The organism is Ruegeria sp. CDSC042 (genome assembly GCF_059610745.1).
Genome location: NZ_JBXWOF010000006.1, coordinates 183,666 through 200,849 on the forward strand (window position 1 = coordinate 183,666; position 17,184 = coordinate 200,849).

General features: G+C 56.8%; 18 protein-coding genes. 12 read left to right on the forward strand and 6 right to left on the reverse strand.

Annotation, left to right across the window (positions count from 1 at the left end; translation table 11 throughout):
• The first annotated feature begins 3 nt into the window (after positions 1-3).
• The 6 genes from paaA to AC2FHX_RS14035 are packed head-to-tail and all read left to right on the forward strand — an operon-like array spanning position 4 to position 4,376.
• Positions 4-981 carry a 1,2-phenylacetyl-CoA epoxidase subunit PaaA gene (paaA, locus tag AC2FHX_RS14010; RefSeq protein ID WP_281972861.1) on the forward strand — a complete coding sequence of 326 codons (978 nt, stop codon included), beginning with the start codon at positions 4-6 and terminating at the stop codon, positions 979-981.
• Between the two features lie 23 nt (positions 982-1,004).
• Positions 1,005-1,289, forward strand: coding sequence for a 1,2-phenylacetyl-CoA epoxidase subunit PaaB (gene paaB, locus AC2FHX_RS14015; protein ID WP_142639870.1), 285 nt, complete (start codon positions 1,005-1,007; stop codon positions 1,287-1,289).
• The gene (paaC, locus tag AC2FHX_RS14020; RefSeq protein WP_496702176.1) at positions 1,289-2,047 is read left to right on the forward strand and encodes a 1,2-phenylacetyl-CoA epoxidase subunit PaaC; all 759 of its coding nucleotides are present in this window, start codon (positions 1,289-1,291) and stop codon (positions 2,045-2,047) included. The genes paaB and paaC overlap by 1 nt, the downstream gene beginning before the upstream one ends.
• Before the next feature lie 5 nt (positions 2,048-2,052).
• Complete coding sequence (paaD, locus tag AC2FHX_RS14025) at positions 2,053-2,514, forward strand: 1,2-phenylacetyl-CoA epoxidase subunit PaaD (RefSeq protein WP_496702174.1); 462 nt, start codon at positions 2,053-2,055, stop codon at positions 2,512-2,514.
• 13 nt (positions 2,515-2,527) lie between these two features.
• A complete protein-coding gene (locus tag AC2FHX_RS14030) occupies positions 2,528-3,601 on the forward strand; it encodes a 2Fe-2S iron-sulfur cluster-binding protein (protein WP_496691535.1) in 1,074 nt (357 codons plus the stop codon).
• 13 nt (positions 3,602-3,614) lie between these two features.
• Positions 3,615-4,376: a Phenylacetic acid catabolic protein gene (locus tag AC2FHX_RS14035; RefSeq protein ID WP_496702172.1), complete on the forward strand. Its 762-nt coding sequence runs from the start codon at positions 3,615-3,617 to the stop codon at positions 4,374-4,376.
• A 33-nt stretch (positions 4,377-4,409) separates the two neighbouring features.
• Here AC2FHX_RS14035 and AC2FHX_RS14040 read toward each other — a convergent pair whose 3' ends face one another.
• The 4 genes from AC2FHX_RS14040 to AC2FHX_RS14055 all read right to left on the reverse strand — a co-directional run bounded on the left by AC2FHX_RS14040 (position 4,410) and on the right by AC2FHX_RS14055 (position 8,043).
• Positions 4,410-5,150: a maleate cis-trans isomerase family protein gene (locus AC2FHX_RS14040; RefSeq protein ID WP_271949047.1), complete on the reverse strand. Its 741-nt coding sequence runs from the start codon at positions 5,148-5,150 to the stop codon at positions 4,410-4,412.
• An 8-nt stretch (positions 5,151-5,158) separates the two neighbouring features.
• Entirely contained in the window at positions 5,159-6,322 is a 1,164-nt protein-coding gene (locus AC2FHX_RS14045; protein ID WP_496702170.1) for a M24 family metallopeptidase, read from the reverse strand.
• The gene (locus tag AC2FHX_RS14050; protein WP_496702168.1) at positions 6,319-7,473 is read right to left on the reverse strand and encodes an amidohydrolase; all 1,155 of its coding nucleotides are present in this window, start codon (positions 7,471-7,473) and stop codon (positions 6,319-6,321) included. The genes AC2FHX_RS14045 and AC2FHX_RS14050 overlap by 4 nt, the downstream gene beginning before the upstream one ends.
• A 105-nt stretch (positions 7,474-7,578) precedes the next feature.
• Positions 7,579-8,043, reverse strand: coding sequence for an Lrp/AsnC family transcriptional regulator (locus AC2FHX_RS14055; protein WP_271949042.1), 465 nt, complete (start codon positions 8,041-8,043; stop codon positions 7,579-7,581).
• 101 nt (positions 8,044-8,144) lie between these two features.
• On the opposite strand from AC2FHX_RS14055, the gene AC2FHX_RS14060 reads away from it, so the two are divergent.
• The 4 genes from AC2FHX_RS14060 (at position 8,145) to AC2FHX_RS14075 (ending at position 12,268) form a co-directional block, all read left to right on the forward strand.
• Positions 8,145-9,218 (forward strand): pyridoxal-phosphate dependent enzyme, encoded by a 1,074-nt coding sequence (locus tag AC2FHX_RS14060; RefSeq protein WP_496702166.1) that lies wholly within the window; start codon positions 8,145-8,147, stop codon positions 9,216-9,218.
• Positions 9,219-9,241: 23 nt separating this feature from the next.
• Positions 9,242-10,294: a TRAP transporter substrate-binding protein gene (locus AC2FHX_RS14065; protein WP_496689229.1), complete on the forward strand. Its 1,053-nt coding sequence runs from the start codon at positions 9,242-9,244 to the stop codon at positions 10,292-10,294.
• A 92-nt stretch (positions 10,295-10,386) separates the two neighbouring features.
• Positions 10,387-10,923 (forward strand): TRAP transporter small permease, encoded by a 537-nt coding sequence (locus AC2FHX_RS14070; RefSeq protein ID WP_142639851.1) that lies wholly within the window; start codon positions 10,387-10,389, stop codon positions 10,921-10,923.
• A gap of 61 nt (positions 10,924-10,984) precedes the next feature.
• A complete protein-coding gene (locus tag AC2FHX_RS14075) occupies positions 10,985-12,268 on the forward strand; it encodes a TRAP transporter large permease (RefSeq protein WP_221929501.1) in 1,284 nt (427 codons plus the stop codon).
• 59 nt (positions 12,269-12,327) lie between these two features.
• Here the strand turns inward: AC2FHX_RS14075 and AC2FHX_RS14080 are convergent, their stop codons facing one another.
• Entirely contained in the window at positions 12,328-13,632 is a 1,305-nt protein-coding gene (locus AC2FHX_RS14080) for a UDP-glucose dehydrogenase family protein (protein ID WP_142639848.1), read from the reverse strand.
• A gap of 160 nt (positions 13,633-13,792) precedes the next feature.
• On the opposite strand from AC2FHX_RS14080, the gene gmd reads away from it, so the two are divergent.
• A complete protein-coding gene (gene gmd, locus AC2FHX_RS14085; RefSeq protein WP_496702163.1) occupies positions 13,793-14,917 on the forward strand; it encodes a GDP-mannose 4,6-dehydratase in 1,125 nt (374 codons plus the stop codon).
• Between the two features lie 10 nt (positions 14,918-14,927).
• A complete protein-coding gene (gene fcl / locus AC2FHX_RS14090) occupies positions 14,928-15,905 on the forward strand; it encodes a GDP-L-fucose synthase (protein ID WP_496702161.1) in 978 nt (325 codons plus the stop codon).
• 32 nt (positions 15,906-15,937) lie between these two features.
• Here fcl and AC2FHX_RS14095 read toward each other — a convergent pair whose 3' ends face one another.
• Positions 15,938-17,014 (reverse strand): DUF2793 domain-containing protein, encoded by a 1,077-nt coding sequence (locus AC2FHX_RS14095; protein WP_496702159.1) that lies wholly within the window; start codon positions 17,012-17,014, stop codon positions 15,938-15,940.
• Positions 17,015-17,184: the final 170 nt, after the last annotated feature.

Sequence of the window (17,184 nt, forward strand, 5' to 3'; positions counted from 1 at the left end):
GACATGTATGCTCAGATGGTTAAGTCCGAGGCGACACAGGAAGATCCTGCAAAGCTTGCTGCCTTTCAGGCGCGCATAGACGCTGACGAAAAGATCGAACCTAAGGATTGGATGCCCGAAGGCTATCGCAAGACGCTGATCCGCCAGATCGGCCAGCACGCCCATTCCGAAATCGTTGGGCAACTGCCCGAGGCGAACTGGATCACGCGGGCACCCACACTGGAACGCAAGGCGATCCTGTTGGCAAAAGTTCAGGACGAGGCCGGGCATGGTCTCTACCTTTACTGCGCCGCCGAAACACTGGGTGTCAGCCGGGATGAGATCACCGAAATGCTGCTGGACGGGCGCATGAAATACTCGTCCATCTTCAACTATCCCACCCTGAACTGGGCTGATGTTGGTGCCGTTGGCTGGCTGGTGGATGGCGCCGCGATCATGAACCAGGTGCCGTTGCAGCGCACGTCTTACGGTCCCTATTCACGCGCCATGATCCGCATCTGCAAAGAAGAGAGCTTTCATCAGCGTCAGGGCTATGACGCCATCCGCAAGATGGCCGAAGGCACGCCGGAACAGAAACGAATGGCGCAGGACGCTTTGAACCGCTTTTGGTACCCATCGCTGATGATGTTTGGACCGTCCGACAAGGACTCGGTGCATTCGACGCAGTCGATGAAATGGAAGATCAAGATGAACACCAATGACGAGCTGCGTCAGAAATTCGTCGATCAGACTGTGCCACAGGCCGAGTATCTGGGCCTGACCATCCCTGACCCAAAGCTGAATTGGAACGACGATCGCGGCCATTATGATTTCTCAGAACCCGACTGGTCTGAGTTCTTCGATGTCATCAGCGGCAATGGCCCCTGCAACACCGACCGGCTGGCCGCCCGAAACCAAGCCTGGGACGACGGCAAATGGGTGCGCGACGGGCTGATGGCCCATGCCGAAAAGAAACGCTCTGGCACAGTGGCTGCCGAATAAGTCGACCCTGAGGAGGAAACCCGATGAAAAACGAATGGCCCCTGTGGGAAGTCTTTATCCGCGGTCAGCATGGTATGAGCCACCGTCACGTCGGCTCGTTGCATGCCCCGGACGCGGAGATGGCCATCAAGAACGCGCGCGATGTCTATACCCGCCGCAACGAAGGTGTGTCGATCTGGGTGGTCGAGGCGAATAATATCTCGGCCTCCTCGCCCAGCGACAAGGGCCCATTATACGAGCCCAGCGAAAGCAAGGTCTATCGTCACCCGACCTTTTTCGACATCCCCGATGAAGTGGGGGCCATGTGATGGACCGGGACGCGGCATTTGTACAATTCCTTCTACGGATGGGCGATAACGACCTGGTCCTTGGCCATCGCGTCAGTGAATGGTGCGGCCATGCGCCGGTGTTGGAAGAGGATATCGCACTGGCCAACACGGCCTTGGACCTGATCGGGCAGACTCAGATGTGGTTGGGTCTGGCGGGGGAAATCCAAGGCGGCAAAACCGCTGACGATCTGGCCTTCCTGCGCGATGCCTGGGATTTCCGCAATGTGCTGCTGGTCGAGGTTCCAAATGGGAATTTTGGCCGGACCCTGATGCGCCAGTTCCTGTTCGATGCGTGGCATTCCATCATGCTGGGACGCTTGCTCAACTCTACGGATGACCGTGTCGCGGCCATTGCCGCGAAAGCCAGCAAAGAGGTGGCATATCACCTGGAACGCTCGGGCGACACGGTGGTTGGTCTGGGGGACGGAACAGCGGAAAGCCACGCTCGGATGCAGTCGGCTCTGGACTACCTGTGGCCGTATGTCGGCGAGATGTTCACCAGCGACGAAGTTGACGCCGAGATGGTCGCGGCGGGCATTGCGCCAAACCCCGCGGATCTGCGCGCGGAGTTTGACGCTTTGGTGCAGCGGATCCTGTCCGAGGCGACCTTGACGATCCCGGAAGGCGGGTTTGCCCATAAAGGTGGGCGTGACGGGCGGATGCATACGGAACATCTGGGTCATCTGTTGACACAGATGCAGTGGCTGCAACGCGCCTATCCCGAAGCAAGCTGGTAACGCCGATGGATCGGGCATCGACCAAACAAATCTGGGAATGGCTGGATGCTGTTCCTGACCCTGAAATTCCGGTGATTTCGGTGGTCGATCTTGGCATTGTGCGCGACGTGCAGTGGCAGGACGAGACGTTGAAGGTGACGGTCACTCCAACCTATTCCGGCTGTCCGGCAACATCCATTATCAGCCTGGATATCGAAACCGCCTTGCACGATCGCGGGATCAGTGACGTGCAGATCGAAACCAGCATCGCCCCGGCCTGGACCACCGACTGGCTCAGCGATAAGGGCCGGGCACGGCTGGAAGACTATGGCATTGCCCCACCACAACCGGCGGGCGGCCCGGATCGCTGTCCACGCTGCGGCAGCAAAGCGGTCGAGAAGGTCAGCCAGTTCGGTTCGACCCCTTGCAAGGCGCATTGGCGATGCACCGACTGCCTGGAACCATTTGACTATTTCAAGTGCATCTGAGGAGGACCACCGGATGGCACGTTTCCACGACCTGAAAGTCACAGATATCCACAAAACCATTCGCGATGCGGTGGTGGTGACACTGGAACCTGTAAACGGCGCTGCGGATCAGTTCGATTTCACCGCCGGTCAGTACCTGACATTCCGCCGCAACTTTGACGGAGAAGAGCTGCGCCGGTCCTACTCGATCTGCGCGGGCAAGGACGAAGGCGTGCTGCAGGTTGGCATCAAACGGGTTGAGGGCGGCGCTTTTTCCGGTTGGGCGAATACTGAACTGAATATCGGCGATGTTGTCGAGGCCATGCCGCCGATGGGCAGCTTTCATACGCCGATGGATGCGGCTGCGCAAAAGCAATATCTGGGCTTTGCAGGGGGCTCGGGGATTACTCCGGTGCTGTCGATCCTCAAGACGACCCTCGCGCGGGAACCGCAATCGCGCTTTACCCTGATCTATGCCAATAAGGGTATCAACACGATCATGTTCCGCGAGGATCTCGAAGACCTCAAGAACCTCTATATGGGCCGCCTCAACGTGATCCACATTCTTGAGACAGACTCTCAAGAGATCGAGCTGTTCACAGGTCTGGTGACCCAGGAAAAATGCGCGCAGCTGTTCAAACATTGGGTCGATATCGACCATGTTGACACGGCGTTCATCTGCGGCCCGGAACCGATGATGCTGGGCATTGCTGCGGCGCTGCGCGAGCACGGTCTGGATGACGGCCAGATCAAGTTCGAGCTGTTCGCCAGCGCCCAGCCCGGGCGGGCCAGGGCCAAGCCGGTCTCGGCGGACGCAGCCACGCAAGGCAACCAAAGCAGCGCGTCGATCACGCTGGACGGATCCACCCAGACCGTGACCATACCCAAGGACCAGTCCATTCTTGAGGCCGCCCTGGCAAACGCTATGGATGCCCCGTTTGCCTGCAAGGCGGGTGTCTGTTCGACCTGCCGCTGCAAGGTGCTTGAGGGTGAGGTCGAGATGCTCGCCAATCACGCGCTGGAAGATTACGAAGTGGAAAAAGGCTATGTGCTAAGCTGCCAGGCCTATCCGGTAACAGACCGCGTGGTCGTCGATTACGACCGGTAGAAAGGGGGCAGATATGTCCGATTCAATGACACTCGACAGCTATCTGGCCGCAGGCGGTGTTCTGACCAACCCATCGAATGTGCCGCCTCGCTATCGGGCCGAGCTGATGAAGCTGATGGCGACATTTGTCGACAGTGAACTGGCCGGGGCTGCCGGGTTTGCCGACATCATCAATCAGGGGCCGGGGATCAAAGAACGGATCGCCGCCGCAAAGATCGTGCTGGAAAAGTCAGATCACGCAAATTGTGTTCTCAGCATAATGGGCGAATTTGGCGCAGATACCGAACGCTATGCCAATCACCATCCTTGGACCATGCGCTTGTCGCGGGATGCGGATATCGGGGCCACCCGGTCCGAGCATGACATGCGTCTGGCGGTGTTCAACTATCCGCTGTCCGGCTGGACAGACGCTGTGGTCATGAATCTGCTGATGAGCCGCGCGGTGGCCGAACAACTGGCCGAGTATTCCACCATCTCGTATCAGCCTCTGGCCGAAGCCTTCCGAACCATCGCCCCGGTCGAGGCGCATCATGGCGAGCTGGCGTTGGAAGGGGCGGTCAAACTGATCGAGAACGGTGCGGCGGACGACATGCAGCACTCGGTCACTTACTGGTGGCCTCGGGTTGCGGTGTCCTTCGGCGGCGATGACCCGAAACGGTTCGAGCTGTTGAAATCAATGGGCCTGCGTCGCAACACAAACAGCGCATTGCAGGACCGTTGGGGCCAGACAATGGCTGCAACTCTGGCAACGCTTGGCCTCAAATCGCCTGCTTGAACGAAAGCGCCCTAGGCGGACACCCTTCTCGCTCTATCCAAAGAGCCGTCCGAACTGAGGGTTGAGGTCCTCAATGCCGGCCAATCGAAGCATATGCCAGGCAAGCGCCTGATTGCTGGAAATGACTGGAATCCCGATCTTTTCTTCTGCCTGAACAATGACGTCAAGGCATCGCAGGTTCGTGCAAGAGACAATAACAGCATCGCAGGGCGCTTGAGCCGCGACCTTTTCAATAGCGTCAAGGATCGACCCTTCTGTGATCCGCGCAACAACGCGATCATTTCCTTCCTCGAACGACCCGAAACCTGCGATTTCGAAACCGGCCTGTTCCAGCTTTGTGCGCATCCCAGCGGAAACTTCGGGAATATAGGGGGTGACGAAGCCCAATCGTCGGGCTCCTAAATGCTGACCGGCAGCGATGATTGCCGCCAACGGATCTGTCACACGTGCATCCGGGCAGACCGTCTTTATCACCTTGGCCACATTCTCGGACCCGATCACGGTCGAGGCCGAGGTACAGCCAAATCCGATTGCATCAAAGCTGAGCGATGGTGGCAAAAGCCGTGCCGTCGCAGGCAGGTCCTGTTCCATCCGCGCCAGTGTGTCGGGTCGGATTTCGGGCACCATCGGAATCCGGCTGTGATAGAGCGCGACACCAGCTAGGCGCATGATCCGAGAGAATTCGTTCTCTAACGTCTCGTCAGTCTCAAGAACAATCACACCTAGATTGGCGCGGGTGCCAATGCCTTCGTCTGTTTCGAAATCAAGCTTCATGATTGGCCTCAGATGATTGGTAGTTCGGGCGCGGCGCGTTTGGTCAAAAGCTCTGCCCCACTTGCACGTATGACGATGTTCTCTTCGTGCACCATGACCCGACCGTCGCCATAGCCAAGCGATGGTTCAAGGGTCAGTACCATATTTTCGGTGATCTCAGTTGTATCCCAACTGGTGTGCGAGGGCCATTCGGTCAGCTGCATGCCAAGCCCATGACCCAGCCTGCCGACGTCACCACCCTGATCGTCGAGCTCAGCGATCACCTTCTGCATCGCTTGATACAATTCTCGGCAAGTCGCTCCGGGGCGAGCTGCGGCGATCCCGGCCTCAGTCGCGCGCCAAAGAACATCATATGCACGGCGTGAGGCGTCATCGGCGCGGCCAATGGCCCAATTCCGATCGAAGTCGCAAAAATACCCGTCCCAGTTGGCCCCCGTGTCGAGCATCAGCACATCGCCGCGCGCCAGCGGGCGGCGCGACGGGGGCGAGATGACGTCGTGATAGCCACCCGTATCCGCACCGCCGACCAAATACGGGACGTCATCGGCCCCCTGCGCCAACCCCTCGCGCCGAAAGGAGCGGAAAACATCCTCAAGCGGCTGCCCTTCGCGAGCGAAATCAGGCACCTGCTCAAACGTCTGTGACCCGATTGAGCAGATATAAGAGAGCTTTTCGATCTCGGCCTCGGATTTCACCATTCGCAAGCCCCGAACGATCTCGGTCGCGTCAGTGATCTTTAGTCCGTTCAGGCCCGCGATCAGCCGCTCATAATCGCCAAGGGGCATCCGTAAATGGGTTTCGTGGCCCTTCATCAGGCCGACAGTCTCGCCGCGGCTGGCAAGCGGCGCCAGCAGATCGGTCAACAGCCCGATACCGTCATCCTTTGGTGCAGGTGCGCCCCAGGTGCGGATATCTGTGACCCAGGTTCGCCGCATAAGGTCTGCGCCGATCTCAGGGATGATTGCGATGGGCTTGCCGGTTGCCGGGATGAACAGGAACCATGGGCGGGTCGGGCTTTGCCAAAACAGCGTGTGGAACCCGCTGAAATAGCGCACATCCGGTTCAGTTGTCAGCAATATGCCCGCCATACCGGTTTCGGCCATCTTTGTCTGCGCCGCTGCGGTACGCGTTGCGAATTCTTGTTGGTCAAAACCGCGTCGTGGGGCGTTCATGACTTTTGATCCTTTCGCAGGGGCAACCGGTCCTGAACCAATCGGGCCCAGAATTCAGCTCCGATCGGCAGCAGTTCATCATTGAAATCATAGTCAGAAGCATGGAGCGGTTGGCCATGTGGCCCGGTCTCGCCATTGCCCAGCAACAGGAAACATCCTGGCACGGCGGCCGAAAACTGGGCGAAATCCTCAGAAAAACTCATCGGTGCCCGATCTTTGATCAGGTCACAACCGGCGGCTTCGGCGGCGCGATATACCGCAAGGGCCGGGGTGGCAGCGTTGATGGTCTCAACGAACTGCGTATCAAAGCTGACCGATGCTTGAATGCCATGTGCTGCCGCAATCCCTTCGGTGATCTGGCGCATGAAACCTTCGATGGCGTTGCGGTCCTCGGGCGATCTGGCGCGAAAATCTCCTTTGAGAGTGGCGTTGCCCGGCAAGACGTTTCGCTGGCCGTCCGTCAGGAATTCGGTCACGGACACTACCGCGCCAGAGGCGGGCGCAAGCTTTCGTGCCACCACGGTCTGCAATGCCACCACAATCTCGGACCCTACGGTAATTGCATCAACGCCGGTTTGTGGCATCGAGGCATGACCGCCCTGGCCTTTAACCGTGATCTCGAACAGGGTTTCACTGTTACAGATAATACCGGCGCGGGTCGAAATCTGACCGGTTGGAGCGCCTGGCAAATTGTGGATTGCATAGATTTCTTCGACCGGAAATTGCTCTAGCACACCGTCGTCGATCATCGCGCGCGCGCCCAGGCCGTGCTCTTCGTTTGGCTGGAATAGAAAAACAACCGTACCGTCAAAGGTAGGTTCTTTCGCCAGACGCTCTGCCGCCCCAAGCAGCATGGTTGTATGTCCATCGTGGCCACAAGCATGCATCACACCGGGTGAGGTCGAGACATAGTGATGGGACGAGGTTTCGGTGATTGGAAGCGCATCCATGTCAGCACGCAGGCCAATGGCTTTGTTGCCAACGCCGGATCGAAGCACACCGACAACGCCTGCGCCTTCGTGCACTTCGATCCCAAGGGCGCGCAGCCGTTCAGCGACAACCGACTTGGTCCGCGCCTCTTGAAAGCCCAGTTCCGGGTGCCTGTGCAAATCCCGCCGAAGCGCGATCATACGGTTCTCTAAATAGCTCATTTCTTCATCCGCGTGTGAGTTGCATCGGTTCTACAGGATAGGGCTGCGTGTTTCGCATCAAATTTCCGACCCTAAAGCAGAAAAAATTGCACAAAAGCGCCAAGTTCAGATCGGAAGTTCCAGACCAATCTTTGTACGGTCCATCGCGACGGATGTGCGAAATCTGCGGACATTCGAGTTATCGAAAAACAAGCGATGGGTCAGGTCCTCGAAATCCTCCATGTCCTGCGCGACGCAGATAAGAACAAAGTCGGCATCACCGGTCACATAATAGCATTGCTGAACTTGCGGCTCGTTCCTGGCGCGTTTTCGGAACAGATCGAGTTGCTGAAGCGATTCCCGGTCAAGTTCGACCAGAACGATGAAGGTCATCTTATAGTCAAAACGCGACGGGTTGAGCACCGCGACCTCTTTCAGGATCAGCCCGGAATCTCGCAACCGCTTGAGCCGCCGCTGCACCGAGGGAACTGAAAGACTGCATTCTTGCGCCAGCTGTTCCAGCCCGATTCGACAATCCCTTTGCAGGGTTCTGAGGATTATCGTGTCTGCATCATCAAGTTGTTGGTTCATGAAAAATCCTCGCGATGGAAGAGGCAGGTTTGAAACATATTATCGAGATTAGGGTCAAATACGATAAATAGAAATAGGTCGGTCATGCACAATCTCTGCACATGGAAAAAGCGGATGAAAAATACATGATAGCGACCGACGACCTAAGCTTCGCCCCGGATTTCGTCCGTGCGCAGGAGTTTTTTCAGGGGCAAGAGACCTATGCTGTATCGCCGCTGATTGAAATCACGGGGCCGGATGGTCAGAGCATTCTGGCCAAGAACGAGACAGAGCGTATGGGGCTTGGCGCCTTCAAAGCTTTGGGGGCACCCTATGCGGTTGCACGCCTTCTCGAGGATGCATGGCACGAGAATACAGGTGAAACGCTCTCCTTCACGCGGATGAAGGATGCCGATTTTCGAGAATTCGCATCTAGCCACACATTCGTCTGCGCAAGTGCAGGCAACCACGGAATGGGCGTTGCGGCGGGGGCGCGGGCGATGGGTGCAAAGGCGCGAATTCATCTGGCGCAGACCGTACCGCAAGGGTTCGGCGACCGTCTTAGAACCTTCGGTGCCGAGGTTGTCCGTTCGGGCGATGTTTATGACGAAAGCGTCGCCGCCGCTATTGCTGACGCCAAAACCACCGGTGCCACGCTTTTGGCCGACGGAACCTGGCCTGGTTACACCGAGATTCCGAAACTGGTGATGGAGGGCTATTGCGTCATCGCCGAAGAGTTGCGTCAGCAGTTTGAAGCCTCGGGGCAGTGGCCTACGCATGTCTATCTGCAGGCCGGTGTCGGTGGATTGGCCGCCGCAATGTCGCATATGATCCGTCTGAACTGGGCGGAACAGCCTGAACTGATTGTTGTCGAACCCGGCGCTGCGTCCTGTTTGCGGGCCAGTCACTTGGCCGGACGGGCCACCCGCAGCGATGGGCCGGATTCGAATATGGGTCGGCTTGACTGCAAGGCACCGTCGATCGTGGCCTGGGATGTGCTCGAGCGCTGCGGCGTGAGCTACGAAACCCTTTCCGAAGAAGAAGGCCAGGCAGCCGCAGAAGCTGTCACAGCACTTGGAATCGCGACCACGCCGTCAGGCGCGGCCGGTTACGGCGCCCTGTGCAAGAGAACCAACCAACAGGCGAGGACGCAGGAAATACGTCCTCTTGTCATCATCTCAGAAGGGCTCGCATGAGCGGGCAAGAAAGGACTAACAGAATGACATCCATCTTTAGCAAGCTGATTACCTCGGCGGTTTTCGCGGCAGGTCTGTCGACTGCTGCCTTTGCGGACACCTGGAAATTCGCCTCGGAAGAGGACAAAGGCGACGTACAGGATATCTTTGCACAGGCCTTCGCCGAAAGTGTCAAAGAGCAGTCCGATGGCGACATCAAAGTGCGTATCTACTACTACGGTCAGTTGGGTACCGAGAACGATATTGTCGAGCTGACATCTAAGGGTACGGTCCAGTTCGTATCGGTGGGCACCGGTCACCTGGGGTCTTATGTGCCCGAGGCGCAGGTTCTTGATCTTCCCTATGTTCTGGGCGGTGATATCGACGTGATCCGCGAGGTTCTGACCACCAGCCCGACCATCTACGAAGACCTCAGCGAGAAATTCGAGAAGGTGAACCTCAAGCTGCTCACTATGATCTCGGAAGGCGACATGGCCTGGGGCGCCAACAAGGCGATCCGCAGCCCGGCGGATTTTGAAGGCCAGAAAATCCGTACCTTCACCTCGACCATTCCGGTGGAAACCTTCAAGGCGTTTGGCGCTAACCCGACTCCTTTGTCCTGGGGCGAGGTCTATGGCGCGCTGCAGTTGAAGACCGTCGATGGCATGGTGAACCCGATCTATTTCATCTACAACGCCAAGTGGCATGAGGTTCAGGATTACCTGATCTTCCCGGGCCAGCTTCCTTACGTCGGCACTGTTTCCACCAACAGCGATTGGTTCAACGGCCTGCCTGCAGATCAGCAGGAAATGGTCAAGAACGCTATCGCCAAGGGTGAGCAGGCTGCGCATGACTATCAGATCAAGATCAACTTGGAAAACATGGAAAAGATCAAGGCAGAGCGCCCCGATCTGCAGGTCATTGTCCTGACCGAGGACGAGCGCGCTGTCTTTGAAGCCCAAAGCGCCACATTGCATGAAACATTCTTCGATGTGGTCGAAAACGCCTATGACGACGCCGAGAAACCTGCGGCCCGCGCGCAAGCCCAGAAGATCCTCGACGGCCTGCTTAACGAGGTGAGCAATGCGTCGCAATAAAAGCTGACATCACTGAAAGGCGCGGCGTCTCATCCAGGCGTCGCGTCTTTCATTTACGGAACGCTGACTGGCGGGCCGAGGGAGGGAAAATCATGAGAAGCGCATTGGTCGCCCTAAGTAGGGGCACCGAGTTCATCGAGAAATTCGTTATCATTCTGGCCATATTGTTGATGATGGTGAATTCGACCGCTAACGCCATTGGCCGCTACGCCTTTGGCAAAAGCCTGTTCTTCTCGGAAGAGCTGAACCAGTTTCTGATTGTCAGCGTGACCTTTTTTGGATTTGCCTATGCGGTTCGGAAAGGTCGGAACATTCGGATGACGGCGGTTTATGACACGCTGTCCCGTCGGTCCAAGAAAGTGATCCTGACGCTGATTTCGATCACGACCAGCATGCTGCTGGCCTTTTTGGCCTATAAGTCCGTGTTCTACGTGCTTGAGATCAAAGAGCTGAACCGTCTGAGCCCGGCGCTGCAGTTTCCGGTCTATATCATCTACTCTGTGATCCCGGTCGGCCTGTTTATGGCCAGCCTGCAATATCTGATCGCATTCATCATGAATGTCACTCATGTCGGCATCTGGCACTCGTACGAGGTCGAGGACAATGACGCAGTGGATGTAGGAGTCTGAGATGCCCGGATTCCTTGATTTCCTTGGCGATGTCATAGCTGGTGAGTTGGATATCTATGTCATCACCTTTGCTCTGGTCGTGGCGATGGTGGTTCTGCTGTTCCTCAGCTACCCGATGGTTGTTCCGCTAGCGGTTGCCACGCTGATTGGCCTTGTTCATTTCTCGCAAAGCGATACTGGCGTCATCATCCAGCAGATGGTCACTGGCATTTCGCCAAACGCGCTGATCGCTGTGCCGATGTTCATATTCGCCGCCGATATCATGGCGAGAGGTCATACGGCCAATAATCTGCTTGGGCTGATCGAAGCCTTTGTCGGTCACCGCCGAGCCGGATTGCCGATCACGGCCTGCATCAGTTGCACATTGTTCGGCTCGGTTTCGGGTTCGACTCAGGCGACCGTGGTTTCGATTGGTCAGATCATGCGGCCAAAGCTGCTGAAGGCCGGTTACAAGGACAGTTTTGTCATGGCGTTGATCATCAATGCCAGCGACATCGCCTTCCTTATCCCTCCAAGCATCGGGATGATCCTATATGGCACGCTGGCCAATACCAGCGTGGGCGAGCTGTTCATTGCAGGAATTGGTCCGGGCGTTGTTCTGGCGCTGATGTTTTCGGTCTATTGCTATTTTTACAGCGTCCTGCAGGGCGATCTGATCGCGCGGGTGCCAAAGAAATCCGGTGCCGAGCGGCGCGCAGCGTTTCGCAAGGCCATACTGCCGCTTGGTTTCCCGGTCCTGATCGTCGGCGGTATCTACACCGGCGCAGTGACCCCGACCGAAGCAGCCTCGTTTTCGGTGCTTTATGCGCTGATCGTCGAATGCGTGATTTATAGGGAACTGAAACTCAACGACGTTTTGGATTCCGCTCTCAGCACAGGATTGATTACGGCGGTTGTGTTCATCCTTGTCGGGATCGGTCAGGCGTTTTCCTGGTATATTTCCTTCGAACAGATTCCACAGGGCCTGTTAGAGCCGCTGAACCTGGAAGGCGCGTCGCAGGAATACATCCTGTTCATTATCGCGCTGTGCTTCTTCGTGGGATGTATGTTCGTCGACTCGCTGGTCGTGCTTGTCATCCTTACGCCAATCTTCGTTCCGATCGTGGATGCCTCGGGGATTGATCCGGTTCTTGTCGGGGTTATGGTGACGCTGCAGATGGCCATCGGATCAGCAACACCGCCGTTTGGCTGCGATATCTTCACTGCAATCGCGATTTTCAACAGACCTTATCTTGAGGTGATCCGGGGCACTTTGCCGTTCTTCGCGATCCTGGCGCTGATGACGGCTATGCTGATCCACTTCCCGGGTATCGCGCTATTCCTTAGGGATCTGGCGGCGTTTTGACAAAATGAATGACGGATGGCCGGTTGTTTTGAATCGGCCATCCAAACTTGATCCGAAGATCAGCGCCCAATACCGACGTAACTATCGAAGCCGGATTTCTTGACGGCGGGTTCGGAATAGATATTGCGCAGATCGACCATTCGGGGGGATTTCATCGTGCCAGCTAGTTCGCTCAGATTGAGCGCACGGAACTCGTTCCATTCGGTCAACAGCACAACGACATCCGCATCAGCAGCAGCAGCATAGGGGTCTTCGCACCATTCGACGCCGGGCAGCAGGGCCTCACCTTCGGAACGCCCCTGAGGGTCGACAACCCGCACCGTTGCCCCACCACCGATCAGTGCAGGCACGATAGTTAACGAGGGCGCATCACGCATATCGTCGGTATTGGGTTTGAAGGTCACGCCCAGAACAGCGATCGTTTTTCCATTGAAACTGTCGTCGCAGACATCTCGGATTTTCTGGATCATCCGTTTCTTGACCTCGTCATTCACCCGGATGACGGTTTCGGTGATCTGCATCGGGTGGGCATGTTCCTGACCGATCCGGGCCAGAGCGGCGGTGTCTTTTGGAAAGCACGATCCGCCATATCCCGGACCTGCATGTAGGAATTTATTGCCAATGCGTCCATCCAGACCGATGCCTCGGGCGACCTCTTTCACGTCGCCGCCAACACGTTCGCACAGGCCTGCGATCTCATTTATAAAGGTGATCTTGGTCGCAAGAAACGCGTTAGCGGCGTATTTGATCATCTCTGCGCTTTCCAGATCGGTGGTCAGGATCGGGAAGTCCCGCAGGTAAAGCGGGCGGTATATTTCCGCCATGACATCGGCGGCGCGGTCTGATTCAACGCCGACAACCACACGATCCGGGCGCATGAAATCATCAATGGCGGCCCCTTCGCGCAGGAATTCAGGGTTCGAGGCGACGTCGAATTCGGCCTTCGGGTTGGCGGCAGAAATGACCTGATGCACCTTGCGATTGGTGCCAACTGGAACGGTCGATTTGGTTACCACCACAGTGTAGCCCGTAATCGCATGCGCAATTTCTTCTGCGGCGGCCATCACATAAGTCAGATCGGCGTGACCGTCCCCGCGACGTGTGGGCGTGCCCACGGCAATAAAAACAGCATCCGCACCATCCACTGCTGCGGCCAGGTCCGTGGAAAAGCTGAGCCGACCAGCGGCTACGTTTTTGGCCATCAGGACGTCAAGCCCGGGCTCATATATCGGGACTTCGCCAGCCTGCAGCATCTCAATTTTCTGTTCGGCCTTGTCGACGCAAATGACATCATGGCCGAAATCGGAAAAACATACCCCGGACACCAAACCTACATAGCCGGTTCCGATCATCGCAATACGCATACTAAAATACCCTTCTTAACAAATACCGCCTTTGGCGCGCACACATTCGAAGAAAGTTCCGCCGGTTTCAATGCCTGTCAGCGTGCTTGGGTTGCATTCCGGGGATTCTTGCTGTTTTTGGGTCGGCAATCATACACATTTGTTTTCGTAGGGCGGAACTATGACAAAAACGGCATTAATCACCGGGATTACCGGACAAGACGGATCGTATCTGGCCGAGTTTTTGTTGGAAAAAGGTTATGAAGTTCACGGCATTAAGCGTAGGGCGTCCTCATTCAACACGCAACGCATCGATCACATCTATCAGGATCCACACGTTCCCAATCCCAAACTGCACCTGCACTATGGAGATCTGAGCGATACGTCTAACCTGACGCGAATCATTCGCGAAGTGCAGCCGGACGAGGTCTATAACCTAGGCGCACAGTCCCATGTGGCCGTCAGTTTTGAATCCCCGGAATACACTGCGGATGTAGATGCCATTGGTACTTTGCGTTTGCTGGAAGCGATACGTTTTCTCGGGCTCGAGAAAAAGACACGCTTCTATCAGGCCTCGACCTCGGAACTCTACGGTCTGGTGCAAGAGACCCCGCAACGCGAAACCACCCCGTTCCACCCACGGTCACCTTATGCGGTTGCCAAACTTTATTCGTACTGGATCACGGTCAATTACCGTGAGGCCTATGGCATGTATGCCTGTAACGGGATCCTGTTTAACCACGAAAGCCCGCGCCGGGGCGAAACTTTTGTTACCCGCAAGATCACACGCGGTTTGGCAAATATTGCGCAAGGGCTGGAAAGCTGCCTGTACATGGGCAATATCGACAGTCTGCGGGATTGGGGCCACGCGAAGGACTATGTGCGGATGCAATGGCTGATGCTGCAGCAGGACAATCCTGAGGATTTCGTGATTGCGACCGGGGTTCAGTATTCGGTACGTCAGTTCATTGAATGGTCGGCAGCCGAGCTTGGCGTTTCACTGGAATTCACCGGGTCAGGCGTTGACGAAACCGCGACTGTCGTCTCGATCGAGGGGGACAAAGCCCCGGGATTGAAACCCGGTGACGTCGTGATGCGGATAGACCCGCAATATTTTCGCCCGGCCGAGGTCGAGACCCTTCTGGGCGATCCCTCAAACGCCAAGAACAAACTGGGTTGGATACCAGAACTGACCGTGCAGGAAATGTGCGCTGAGATGGTGACCGAAGACCTGAAGACGGCCAAACGTCACGCGCTTTTGAAAGAGCACGGGTTTGAGCTGCCAATGAGCCTGGAAAACGGCTGAGGAGGCCCTCATGCGTAAGATCTATGTTGCCGGGCATCGTGGTATGGTTGGCGGCGCAATCCTGCGCCGTTTGCAAAACCGCAAGGACGAAGGCGAAGCGCTGGAGTTGATCACGCGCAGGCATTCCGAACTGGATCTGACCGACCAACCCGCCGTGCGTGATTTTATGCAGACTGAGCGTCCGGATATGGTGATCCTAGCCGCGGCCAAGGTTGGTGGGATTCACGCAAATAACACCTACCCCGCAGATTTCATTTACGAAAACCTGATGATTGAATGCAACGTGATCCATCAGGCTTTTGCAGCGGGGGTAAAGCATTTGCTGCAACTGGGCAGCTCGTGCATTTACCCACGGGCTGTGCCTCAGCCCATGCGTGAAGACGCTTTGCTGACCGGCGTGCTGGAACCCACCAACGAACCCTATGCCGTTGCAAAGATCGCCGGGATCAAGCTGTGTGAAAGCTATAATCGCCAACATGGCGTCGATTACCGGTCGGTTATGCCAACCAATCTTTACGGACCCGGAGACAATTTTCACCCCGAAAACAGCCATGTCCTGCCGGCCCTGATCCGCAGATTCCACGAGGCACAGCGCGACGGGCTGGAAGAAGTGGTGATCTGGGGCACAGGAAAACCGCGGCGCGAGTTTTTGCATGTCGATGATATGGCCGAGGCGTCCTTGTTTGTGCTCGACTTACCGCGCGATATCTACGATGCGAATACCCAGCCGATGCTGAGCCATATCAATGTGGGATGCGGCGAAGATATCTCAATCGCTGAGCTGGCGGCCCTGGTGGCCGGAACAACCGGATTCACGGGTAAGATCACTCAGGATGTCAGCAAGCCTGACGGGACATTGCGCAAGTTGATGGATGTGTCCCGACTGGCCGATATGGGGTGGCGAGCACGCGTTGGACTCGAAGATGGTATCCGGGAGACCTATGCGTGGTTTCTGGAGCAGGCAGACACCGATTTGCGCGCCAAATGACCGCCTGGGCATAGCTCCGGACGGTCTAAAGCTCAGAACCAGCGACCGGTTGCGATTACCGTTGGGGACAAGCTGCTTGTGTCCGACGATGCCGATAGAACCTTAAAGGGCACTTGTGTTTCAGTGGTCGCGCCTAAACCTATAAACCGGCTTGTCGCGCCGCCACTGCCACCGACCGAGGGTGAGGTTCCGGACGCAAAGGCTGCGGGAAAGCTCCAGGTGGTCTCGGCGCTGGAATACAGCGATCCTTCGGCGTTCACGCAATCGGTGGCCGTCAGAACGCCCGTGCAGATTTGTGTACCATCCGCAAACCGAACGTATTCGCCATTGGCGGTTGATCCGCGTTCAACGACCGCGCCGGTTGGCACCCCGGCGGTTTCTGACACAGAGCCCAGCAGGTTTCCGGGGCAGTAGCCATAGTCGGCCCGCATCAGGCGACCTGCGGTGATGTCTTCGGCATCGTTTTGAATGGCAGAGCCAAAGGCTGTTCCGGTGGCGGGGTCAAAGCTCAGCGCCTCGGTCCAGGATCCGCCATCAGCCGAGACTTTGATGGAAAAACCGGTATTGCCAGACAATCCCATTTCCGCATGGCCAACCCAGTTTGACTGGAACAAAAGCGACGCGGTATCCCCTGACGCCGCCTTGTTGATCTTCAACTGGTGACCAGCCCCGTCATGGCTGAGCAACGTCGCAGGCGACCGGATCGAAAGCCGATTGGTGCTATCATACCCGGTTGCGATACCCAACCCGTCCAGGTTTTGGGTCGCGACCTGAGGTTCGGACCAGTCTGCGCCGTCCCAGATCTTCAACCGGTTGGCCTGTTCATCCCAGGCCCGCCAGCCGATTCCCGGGGTCACAAAGTGCCAGGCGTCATCCAACCAGGCCGCAAGGGCGCCCGGCTGCGCGGCCCAATCCCCGGTAGGGTTGGCACCAAGCGCGTGAATCTCGCCCTGTTCCGGCACCGCAGGCGGCACCGAGGCGTTTGTCGACGCTACGCTCAGCTGGACAATCAGGTCCAGAGCACGCAGCGCCTCGTTATGGGTGACGTGTTTCTGGGCCTGCGAAGGTTGCAGGAAAGGTAAATCCAATCTGGGTGAGTTTTGTGACACGGGTGGCGTCCTCCTGTAGCTGTCGGTCCGACTATTGCATTGCGCGCCACATTGCCGTGCCCAGGATGAATCCGGTCTGATCTGACCGAACGTTCGAATAATCATTTGCTAACGTTTGGAGGATTCCATGGGGCGTAGCCAAAGGTCAGGATTCAACGAAAAAGGGCAGC

What these genes read in the sequence shown, in the direction of transcription:
- paaA (WP_281972861.1), top strand. Translation starts at nt 4, where the DNA reads ATGTATGCTCAGATGGTTAAGTCCGAGGCGACACAGGAAGATCCTGCA.
- paaB (WP_142639870.1), top strand. Translation starts at nt 1,005, where the DNA reads ATGAAAAACGAATGGCCCCTGTGGGAAGTCTTTATCCGCGGTCAGCAT.
- paaC (WP_496702176.1), top strand. Translation starts at nt 1,289, where the DNA reads ATGGACCGGGACGCGGCATTTGTACAATTCCTTCTACGGATGGGCGAT.
- paaD (WP_496702174.1), top strand. Translation starts at nt 2,053, where the DNA reads ATGGATCGGGCATCGACCAAACAAATCTGGGAATGGCTGGATGCTGTT.
- AC2FHX_RS14030 (WP_496691535.1), top strand. Translation starts at nt 2,528, where the DNA reads ATGGCACGTTTCCACGACCTGAAAGTCACAGATATCCACAAAACCATT.
- AC2FHX_RS14035 (WP_496702172.1), top strand. Translation starts at nt 3,615, where the DNA reads ATGTCCGATTCAATGACACTCGACAGCTATCTGGCCGCAGGCGGTGTT.
- AC2FHX_RS14040 (WP_271949047.1), bottom strand. Translation starts at nt 5,150, where the DNA reads ATGAAGCTTGATTTCGAAACAGACGAAGGCATTGGCACCCGCGCCAAT.
- AC2FHX_RS14045 (WP_496702170.1), bottom strand. Translation starts at nt 6,322, where the DNA reads ATGAACGCCCCACGACGCGGTTTTGACCAACAAGAATTCGCAACGCGT.
- AC2FHX_RS14050 (WP_496702168.1), bottom strand. Translation starts at nt 7,473, where the DNA reads ATGAGCTATTTAGAGAACCGTATGATCGCGCTTCGGCGGGATTTGCAC.
- AC2FHX_RS14055 (WP_271949042.1), bottom strand. Translation starts at nt 8,043, where the DNA reads ATGAACCAACAACTTGATGATGCAGACACGATAATCCTCAGAACCCTG.
- AC2FHX_RS14060 (WP_496702166.1), top strand. Translation starts at nt 8,145, where the DNA reads ATGGAAAAAGCGGATGAAAAATACATGATAGCGACCGACGACCTAAGC.
- AC2FHX_RS14065 (WP_496689229.1), top strand. Translation starts at nt 9,242, where the DNA reads ATGACATCCATCTTTAGCAAGCTGATTACCTCGGCGGTTTTCGCGGCA.
- AC2FHX_RS14070 (WP_142639851.1), top strand. Translation starts at nt 10,387, where the DNA reads ATGAGAAGCGCATTGGTCGCCCTAAGTAGGGGCACCGAGTTCATCGAG.
- AC2FHX_RS14080 (WP_142639848.1), bottom strand. Translation starts at nt 13,632, where the DNA reads ATGCGTATTGCGATGATCGGAACCGGCTATGTAGGTTTGGTGTCCGGG.
- gmd (WP_496702163.1), top strand. Translation starts at nt 13,793, where the DNA reads ATGACAAAAACGGCATTAATCACCGGGATTACCGGACAAGACGGATCG.
- fcl (WP_496702161.1), top strand. Translation starts at nt 14,928, where the DNA reads ATGCGTAAGATCTATGTTGCCGGGCATCGTGGTATGGTTGGCGGCGCA.